The 8,390-nt window shown below is 64.4% G+C and carries 10 protein-coding genes; 7 read left to right on the forward strand and 3 right to left on the reverse strand.

Annotated features, from left to right (window positions below; all coding sequences use genetic code 11):
* Window positions 1-69 precede the first annotated feature (69 nt).
* The 4 genes from guaB to ACPYOD_RS02395 all read left to right on the forward strand — a co-directional run bounded on the left by guaB (window position 70) and on the right by ACPYOD_RS02395 (window position 4,796).
* Window positions 70-1,524: an IMP dehydrogenase gene (gene guaB, locus ACPYOD_RS02380; protein ID WP_481300124.1), complete on the forward strand. Its 1,455-nt coding sequence runs from the start codon at window positions 70-72 to the stop codon at window positions 1,522-1,524.
* A gap of 90 nt (window positions 1,525-1,614) precedes the next feature.
* The gene (gene guaA / locus ACPYOD_RS02385; RefSeq protein WP_481300125.1) at window positions 1,615-3,171 is read left to right on the forward strand and encodes a glutamine-hydrolyzing GMP synthase; all 1,557 of its coding nucleotides are present in this window, start codon (window positions 1,615-1,617) and stop codon (window positions 3,169-3,171) included.
* A gap of 119 nt (window positions 3,172-3,290) precedes the next feature.
* Window positions 3,291-3,905, forward strand: a complete 615-nt coding sequence (locus ACPYOD_RS02390) for an HAD family hydrolase (protein ID WP_481300126.1) — start codon at window positions 3,291-3,293, stop codon at window positions 3,903-3,905.
* 27 nt (window positions 3,906-3,932) lie between these two features.
* A complete protein-coding gene (locus ACPYOD_RS02395) occupies window positions 3,933-4,796 on the forward strand; it encodes a class I SAM-dependent methyltransferase (RefSeq protein WP_481300127.1) in 864 nt (287 codons plus the stop codon).
* A 6-nt stretch (window positions 4,797-4,802) separates the two neighbouring features.
* Here ACPYOD_RS02395 and ACPYOD_RS02400 read toward each other — a convergent pair whose 3' ends face one another.
* Window positions 4,803-5,396 (reverse strand): TetR/AcrR family transcriptional regulator, encoded by a 594-nt coding sequence (locus ACPYOD_RS02400; protein WP_481300128.1) that lies wholly within the window; start codon window positions 5,394-5,396, stop codon window positions 4,803-4,805.
* A 123-nt stretch (window positions 5,397-5,519) separates the two neighbouring features.
* On the opposite strand from ACPYOD_RS02400, the gene ACPYOD_RS02405 reads away from it, so the two are divergent.
* The 3 genes from ACPYOD_RS02405 to ACPYOD_RS02415 all read left to right on the forward strand — a co-directional run bounded on the left by ACPYOD_RS02405 (window position 5,520) and on the right by ACPYOD_RS02415 (window position 7,716).
* Window positions 5,520-6,254 carry an SDR family NAD(P)-dependent oxidoreductase gene (locus ACPYOD_RS02405; protein ID WP_481300129.1) on the forward strand — a complete coding sequence of 245 codons (735 nt, stop codon included), beginning with the start codon at window positions 5,520-5,522 and terminating at the stop codon, window positions 6,252-6,254.
* 26 nt (window positions 6,255-6,280) lie between these two features.
* Window positions 6,281-6,877: an NADPH-dependent F420 reductase gene (locus ACPYOD_RS02410; protein WP_481300130.1), complete on the forward strand. Its 597-nt coding sequence runs from the start codon at window positions 6,281-6,283 to the stop codon at window positions 6,875-6,877.
* An 86-nt stretch (window positions 6,878-6,963) separates the two neighbouring features.
* Window positions 6,964-7,716 carry a DUF72 domain-containing protein gene (locus ACPYOD_RS02415; RefSeq protein ID WP_481300131.1) on the forward strand — a complete coding sequence of 251 codons (753 nt, stop codon included), beginning with the start codon at window positions 6,964-6,966 and terminating at the stop codon, window positions 7,714-7,716.
* A 7-nt stretch (window positions 7,717-7,723) separates the two neighbouring features.
* Here the strand turns inward: ACPYOD_RS02415 and ACPYOD_RS02420 are convergent, their stop codons facing one another.
* Window positions 7,724-8,122: an ester cyclase gene (locus ACPYOD_RS02420; protein ID WP_481300132.1), complete on the reverse strand. Its 399-nt coding sequence runs from the start codon at window positions 8,120-8,122 to the stop codon at window positions 7,724-7,726.
* A 33-nt stretch (window positions 8,123-8,155) separates the two neighbouring features.
* On the reverse strand, window positions 8,156-8,390 hold a 235-nt coding region (locus ACPYOD_RS02425; RefSeq protein WP_481300133.1), incomplete at its 5' end, for a M24 family metallopeptidase.

Below are 8,390 nucleotides of genomic sequence, written 5' to 3' on the forward strand. Positions count from 1 at the left end.
CACGCCGCTATCTGTCGCTTTGTTGCAACGCACGCTATAATGCCGCGATTTACTCGCGGGACTAATGCTATGCGCATCCTTGCCGAGGCACTCACTTACGACGACGTGTTTCTGGTTCCCGGCCACTCCACGGTCATGCCGCGTGATGTGGACACCTCGACGCGCTTCACGCGCGGTCTCCGCCTGAACATCCCCATCGTGTCCGCCGCCATGGACACCGTGACCGAGGCCCGCCTCGCGATCACCATGGCGCAGAACGGCGGCATCGGCATCATCCACAAGAACATGACGGCCGAGCAGCAGGCCGCCGAAGTGCGCCTGGTGAAGAAGTTCGAAGCCGGCGTCATCCGCAATCCCATCACCGTGCGCCCCGACACTTCCATCGGCGAAGTGCTCCAGCTGACCCGCGCGCACAACATCTCCGGCGTGCCGGTGGTCGACGGCGAGAAGCTGGTCGGCATCGTCACCAGCCGCGACCTGCGTTTCGAGCGCAAGCACGACGACCCCGTTCGCAACATCATGACCCGCGAAGACCGCCTGGTCACGGTGGGCGAGGGCGCGTCGCACGACGAAGTGCTGCAGCTGCTGCACAGAAACCGCATCGAGAAAGTCCTGGTCGTCAACGACGGCTTCCAGCTCCGTGGCCTCATCACGGTGAAGGACATCCAGAAGGCCCGCGACAACCCGAATGCCGCCAAGGATTCGCACGAGCGCCTGGTGGTCGGCGCCGCGGTGGGCGTGGCCGGCGACACCGAGCAGCGCGTCGAAGCGCTGGTCGAAGCCGGCGTCGACGTCATCGTGGTGGACACCGCGCACGGCCATTCGCAGGCCGTGATCGACCGCGCCGGCTGGGTGAAGAAGCGCTACCCGCAGGTGCAGGTCATCGCCGGCAACATCGTCACGGGCGAGGCGGCGCGCGCGCTGCTCGACGCCGGCGTCGACGCCGTGAAGGTGGGCGTGGGCCCGGGCTCCATCTGCACCACCCGCATCGTCACCGGTATCGGCGTGCCGCAGATCACCTCGATCGACCTCGTTGCCACGGCGCTGAAGGGCGAGATCCCGCTCATCGCCGACGGCGGCATTCGTTACTCGGGCGACATCCCCAAGGCGCTGGCCGCCGGCGCGTCGTCGGTCATGCTCGGCTCCATGTTCGCGGGCACCGAAGAAGCCCCGGGCGAGGTCGAGCTCTTCCAGGGCCGCTCGTACAAGAGCTATCGCGGCATGGGTTCCATCGGCGCCATGCAGCTCGGCTCGAAGGACCGCTACTTCCAGGACGAAGCGGACGCCGACAAGCTCGTGCCGGAAGGCATCGAAGGTCGCGTGCCGTACCGTGGCCCGCTGCGCAACATCATTCATCAGCTCATCGGCGGCCTGCGTGCCTCCATGGGCTACATGGGCGCGGCCACCGTCGAGGAAATCCACGCCAAGGCGCAGTTCGTGAAGGTGACCGGTGCGGGCGTGCGCGAAGCGCATCCGCACGACATCCAGATCACGAAGGAAGCACCGAACTACCGCCTGGACTGACGCGCCCCGGCGCTCGCTCCAGGTGACCCAGGACGCCCGCCGCAAGTGGGCGTTCTGCTTTTTCAGCTATTCAAACCGCAGGCTGCCACGATGACCGACATCCATAGCGACAAGATCCTGATCCTCGACTTCGGTTCGCAGTACACGCAGCTGATCGCCCGCCGCATCCGCGAGATCGGCGTCTATTGCGAAGTGTGGGCGTGGGATCACGCGCCGGAAGACATCCGTGGCTTCGCGCCGCGCGGCGTGATCCTCTCCGGCGGCCCTGAATCCGTCACCGAAGACGCCTCCCCGCGCGCGCCGCAGGTGGTGTTCGAACTGGGCGTGCCGGTGCTCGGCATCTGCTACGGCATGCAGACCATGGCCGAGCAGCTGGGCGGCAAGGTCGAGGCCGGCCATCACCGCGAGTTCGGCCCGGCCACCATCACCTTCGGCGGCTGCGCGCTGTTCGAAACCGTGGTGCAGGACGGCGAATCGCTGGGCGTGTGGATGTCCCACGGCGACCGCGTTACCGCGATCCCGGAAGGCTTCAGCGTCACCGCGTCGACACCGAGCCTGCCGCTGGCCGCCATGGCGGACGACAAGCGCCGCTTCTACGGCCTCCAGTTCCACCCCGAGGTGACCCACACCAAGCGCGGCATGGAACTGCTGCGCCGCTTCGTCGTCGACCTCTGCGGTTCGGCCACCCTCTGGGACGCCGCGCACATCATCGACGACGCCGTGGAGCGCGTGCGCGCCCAGGTCGGGAACAATCGCGTGCTGCTGGGCCTCAGCGGCGGCGTCGATTCCTCGGTGGTGGCGGCCCTGCTCGAAAAGGCCATCGGCGACCAGCTCACCTGCGTCTTCGTCGACACCGGCTTGCTGCGCTACCAGGAAGGCGACCAGGTCATGTCCACCATGGCCGAGCACATGGGCGTGCACGTCATTCGCGTGGACGCGAAGCAGCGCTTCTTCGACGCGCTGGCGGGCGTGGAAGATCCGGAAGCCAAGCGCAAGGTCATCGGCCGCCTGTTCGTCGACGTGTTCGACGAGGAATCCGCCAAGCTCGAAGGCGTGAAGTGGCTGGCCCAGGGCACCATTTATCCCGACGTGATCGAGTCCGCCGGCAGCAAGACCGGCAAGGCGCATGTCATTAAGAGCCACCACAACGTCGGCGGCCTGCCGGAGCACATGAAGCTCAAGCTGGTGGAACCGCTGCGCGAGCTGTTCAAGGACGAAGTGCGCCGCATCGGTGTCGAGCTGGGCCTGCCGCGCGAGATGGTCTACCGCCACCCGTTCCCGGGTCCGGGCCTCGGCGTGCGCGTGCTCGGCGAGGTAAAGCCGGAATACGTGGACCTGCTGCAGCGCGCGGATGCGATCTTCATCGAGGAGCTTCGCGCCCACGGCCTGTACGACCGGGTGAGCCAGGCATTCGCGGTATTCCTGCCGGTTCGCTCCGTGGGTGTCGTGGGTGACGGCCGCGCTTACGAGTGGGTGATCGCGCTACGTGCCGTGGAGACGATCGACTTCATGACGGCGCATTGGGCGCACTTGCCTTACGACTTCCTTGACAAGTGCTCTACCCGTATTATCAATGAGTTGCGTGGTATTTCTCGCGTTGTTTATGACATTTCGGGGAAGCCGCCGGCTACGATCGAGTGGGAGTGAGTTCGTCCTTCGAGGAGGGTTGATCGTTTGGATATATCGTCGTTGTCGTAGCCAAACTACGATTAGACGCATATTTCAAATTGACCTTTGCTCGGAAATTCGTCCCTACCTTCCTTTGAATGCCAATCTCACTTGCTCTGTTCGATATGGACGACGTCCTGGTTCACTACGACCGGGCAGCGCGTGTCTCATACCTGGCGTCGCTGTCGAATCGGTCATTGGACGAAGTCGTAGACGCCGTATGGGGTTCCGGACTCGAAGCGAAAGCCGACGCGGGTTTGATCGACAGCGCCACGTATCTGCGCGAAACCAGCCACCTGCTCGGCTGCACGGTGTCGCTCGAAGATTGGCTACGAGCGCGCCGGGAATCGATGACTCCAAACCTTGAGGTACTGGCGCTGGCAGCAGAGGTATCCAGGACGTGCACGATTGCCGTGCTGACCAATAACAGTCAACTCGTGGCCGACAACATCGGCTACTTGTGCCCGGCTATCGCGAACCTCTTTGGCAAGAATGTGTTCGCATCCGCATCTTTTAACGCCACGAAGCCTTCGCCCGAAATTTTCCTCAAGTGCATCGATGTGTTGGGCGTCGCTCCCGCGGAAGCGTTTTTTGTCGATGATAGTGAAGCGAACGTGGCGGGTGCGCGCGAAGCCGGGCTACTCGGACACGTGTTTACCGATTCCGCTGCACTTTCCGAAGAACTTCGCAGACACCACCTGCTGAGTCACTGACATCCGAATCAGAACAAGGAAAAGGGCGTGGCAGAGCAAAACGCGTATCAGGTAACCGATTGGAATGGCCAAAGCGGGGAGCACTGGGTCGCCAACCAGGCTCGGCTTGACGCCATGCTGGCGGTGTTTGGCCAGGCCGCGCTGGAAGCCGCCGCGCCCACGACGGGTGAGCGCGTGCTCGACGTCGGCTGCGGCGCGGGCGCGTCGAGTCTGGCTCTGGCCGCGCGCGTCGGCCCGGGCGGCCACGTGCTGGGCGTGGACATTTCCGAACCGCTGATCGCTCGAGCGAGCGCGCTTACGCCACCGGGTACGCCGGCCCTGTTCCAGGTGGCCGATGCCAGCAGCGCCGAGCTGGCCGAGGGCGAGTTCGACCTCCTGTTCTCGCGTTTCGGGGTGATGTTCTTCGACGATCCGACAGGGGCGTTCGCCCATATGCGGCGTGCGCTCCGGCCAGGCGGGCGGGTCGCTTTCGTCTGCTGGCGCGGCTCGGCCGAGAACGATTGGGTGCGCCTGCCAATGGGTGCGATCAAGGGCCTCGTCCCGCCCACCGCGCCGCCTGATCCGGAAGCACCCGGCCCATTCTCGTTCGGCGACCGACAGCGCGTAGCGCGCATCCTGACGGCGGCCGGCTTCACCGATATCGCTATCGAGCGGTTCGATGCTTCTACCCCGTTCGGCGAGGGCGAGACGCGGGATGCGGCGATCGACGACGCGGTGAAGATGGCGTTCGAGGGCGGCCCGCTGTCGCGTGCGCTCGCTGGTCAGCCCGACGACGTCCGCGCCCGTGCCTCGGCTGCGGTTCGTGCCGTCTTCGCGGGACTCCCCGGCGAGCGGTCGGTGATGATGGACGGCGCGGCGTGGATCGTCACGGCACGCAATCCGGCAAGCTGACAGGACCTAACAGGATCGCCGGCTATCGTGGCGCGACCTCTGACTGTTGCTGGTCCGACTGGTCAGAATCGCGCTCGTAACAAGATGCACGAGATGATCCGCCCGCGCCGCGAATGAGGGCTGGTCGACCGCCCAGCCGAGCGCCGTAATCAACGCGAACAGGTCGTCCCCGGTCATGTCGGCGCGAGCCGTGCCTTCCGCCTGGGCACGCAACAACAGTCGCGCACCTGCGTCGTGTACGGCGGCGCATGACGCGTAAAGTGCGGATTCCGGGTTGGCATGCGCGGCCGCCATCATGGCGACGACACCTCTGTAGCCCTGGGTGAATACCACCAGTTCACGGAACCACGTGAGCAGGGCTTCATCTGCCGATGCCGAGGCTGCGAGTTCGTCCGCCCTCTGGGTCAGGGCGTCCAGGTGGGTGCACAGCAACGCCTCGAACAATGCCTCTCGCGTCGGGAAATGACGAAGCAGGGTGGCCAGGCCCACGCCAGCGCGGCGGGCGATATCGCGCATGGACACCTCCGCACCGTGCTCGGCGATCACGTCGCGCGCGACGGTGAGGATCTGGCTGCGATTTTTTTGGGCGTCGGCTCGCATGAGTGCCTTGACAAAGTGGATCAGTGATCCATATAGTCGTTATATCCGGATCAGTGGTCCACATAATAACGCCTCACGCGGCGTTTCTCCACCTTCCGGCAACTCCTGCGAAGAGCACATGACATGAACAGACTGACTGGAAAGACCGCGGTCATTACCGGCGGCGCTTCGGGTATCGGCCTTGCCGCGGCAAGGCGCTTCATCGAGGAAGGCGCTTTCGTCTTCATCTTCGGCCGTCGACAGAAGGCCCTCGATGCCGCCGTGACGGAGCTCGGTCCCCAGGCTCGCGCGGTGAAGGGTTCGGTTTCCGAACTTGCCGACCTCGATCGCCTTTATGCGGCGGTGAAAGCCGAGCGCGGAACCCTCGATATCGTCTTCGCGAATGCGGGGGCGGGAAGCCCGCTTCCTCTCGGCCAGATCACCGCCGAGCACATCGACGACACCTTCGACACCAACGTCAAAGGCGCGATTTTCACGGTTCAGAAAGCGCTGCCGCTGATGGGCCCTGGCGGTTCGATCATCCTCACCGGATCGAGCGCCGGCACGACGGGCGCCCCTGGATTCACGGCCTACAGCGCGAGCAAGGCCGCGGTGCGCAACCTCGCCAAGACCTGGGCGGAAGACCTGAAGGGCACAGGCATCCGCGTCAACGTGCTGTCGCCCGGACCGACGGCGACCGAACTCGCCAAGGAAGCGCTGGGCGAGGAGGGCCAGAAGGCTTACGGAGCGATGACCGCGCTGCAGCGTATGGCCGATCCGGCGGAGATCGGGGCCGTCGCCGCCTTTCTCGCATCGTCGGACAGCAGCTTCATGACCGCCAGCGAGGTCGCCGTCGACGGCGGCCTGGCACAACTCTGAACATGCCGGGTAAGAAGGAGACATCCATGAGCTACGCCATCATTGGCTTCGGCAAGATCGGCCACGCACTTGCCAGGGCGTTCGCCCGCAACGGTATCGAAGTGGCCGTCGCGACGACACGCGATCCGGAAAGCTTCGCAGCCGATGCTGCCGCGATCGGACCCACGGTCATTCCCAGGACGCTGGCGGAGGCCCTCGAGGCGGACATCATCTTTCTGGCCGTTCGTTTCGAATCGCATCCGGAAGTCGCAAAAGCACTGCACGACTGGAAGGGGAAGACCGTTGTCGATGCGATGAACACGCAGGCTCCGCTCGAGGAACTGGAAGGGCTACCGTCCTCCGCGTTCGTCGCGAAAGCATTCAGCGGCGCCCGGTTGGTGAAGGGCTTCAATCACCTGGGCGCTTCTGTCCTCGACCAGGACCCGGCCGTACACGGGGGAAGGCGGGTCGTGTTCCTGTCGAGCGACGACGATGCCGCCGCAGCGGAGGTTGGCGTGCTTGCGGAGCAGCTCGGCTTTGCGCCCATCCAGCTTGGTGGCCTCGCCGAAGGCGGATGGCTCGTGCATGCACGGGGAAAGACCTGGGGTCGCCTGATCTTCAAGGACCTCGTCAAGTTCGGCTGACGAGTTGCGGGCGTCTCGGTTCGTACACGTATGCAAAGGTATACGGGCAGCGGCGATCGATAAAGACGGAGCCCTGGCCTTGCACCATGAGTGAACGAAACCGGTCCAAGCGCGCGAAACCCTCGATCCGCGTGGGCTGTGCCGGCTGGTCGGTTCCCTCGACGGCAGCCGGCCACTTCGCCACGGAAGGCACTCACCTGGAGCGCTACGCGCAGGTGTTTCCCTGCGTGGAAATCAACACCTCTTTCTATCGGTCGCACCAGCCGAAGACTTACGAGCGCTGGGCCCGGAGCGTGCCCGAGTCATTTCGCTTCAGTGTGAAAATGCCGCGCACCATCACCCACGAGTTGCGCTTGCGGGAATGCGAGGCGCCCCTGGATGCCTTCCTCGACGAGATCGCTTCGCTCGGGGACAGGCTGGGCTGCATCCTTGTTCAATTGCCGCCGAGCCTCACGCTCGAGAAGCGTGACGCCACCGCGTTCTTCACGCTGCTGCGTAAGCGCACGTCGTTACCTGTCGCTTGCGAGCCACGTCATGCCACGTGGTTCACGCCTTTGGGTAGCAGCATCTTGAAGGACGCCGGCATCGCGTGCGTGCAGGCGGATCCGCAGCCTGTCGCCGATGCGGTTTGCGACGGCGATCCGGGCCTTCTCTATCTCCGTTTGCACGGCAGTCCCCACATTTATTACTCCGCCTACGACGACGCTTTCCTCGACGGCATCGCGGCGCACATACGTGCCGCGCAGGCGAAGAAGCAGGACGTCTGGTGCATTTTCGACAACACGGCACGCGGCGAGGCCATACCGAACGCCATGGCGTTATTGGAACGGCTGGCGTAGGCCTCGGTCAGCTGGCTCCTTCAAGCTGTTCTTCGATGGCGGCTTTGTCGATAACCGACCACACCTCTTGAATGCGGCCCTCGCGGAACTCGTAGAAGACGTTCTCCGCGAAGCCCACCTTCCGGCCGTTCACGGGAAGGCCGAGAAAGTCCCCTTTGGGCATGACATCGAACCACAGCCTGGCCGCGACATGCGCTGGCGTGGCGATGAGGATCCGGATGTCGAAGAAGAGGTCGGGTATCCGATCGACATCGTCCTCGAGCATGCGCCGGTATCCATCCAGGCCGAGCACGACACCGTTGCGACGGACATCGGCGTGTACGTACCGTCCGAGCTTGTCCCAATCCCGAGTGTTTAGGCAGGCGATGTAATCGCGGTAGATGTTCGCAAGATCGTCTTGGGTCATGACATCGCATCCTCGATCAGGCGGCACCTTGGGTTACGTCGCTTTTTCGTCAGCACGCAAGGTCAGCACCCGCACGCCGTTCTGCGTGACGGCTACGGTGTGCTCGAACTGGGCCGACAGCTGGCCGTCGCGCGTGACCACGGTCCATCCATCGTCCTCGGTGCGGACGGCGCGCCGGCCCTGGTTCAACATCGGCTCGATGGTGAACACCATGCCCTCCCGCAACACCAGGCCGGTCCGGGGCTTGCCCCAGTGCAACACCTGGGGT

Source organism: Luteibacter sp. HAY1-4A (genome assembly GCF_056755355.1).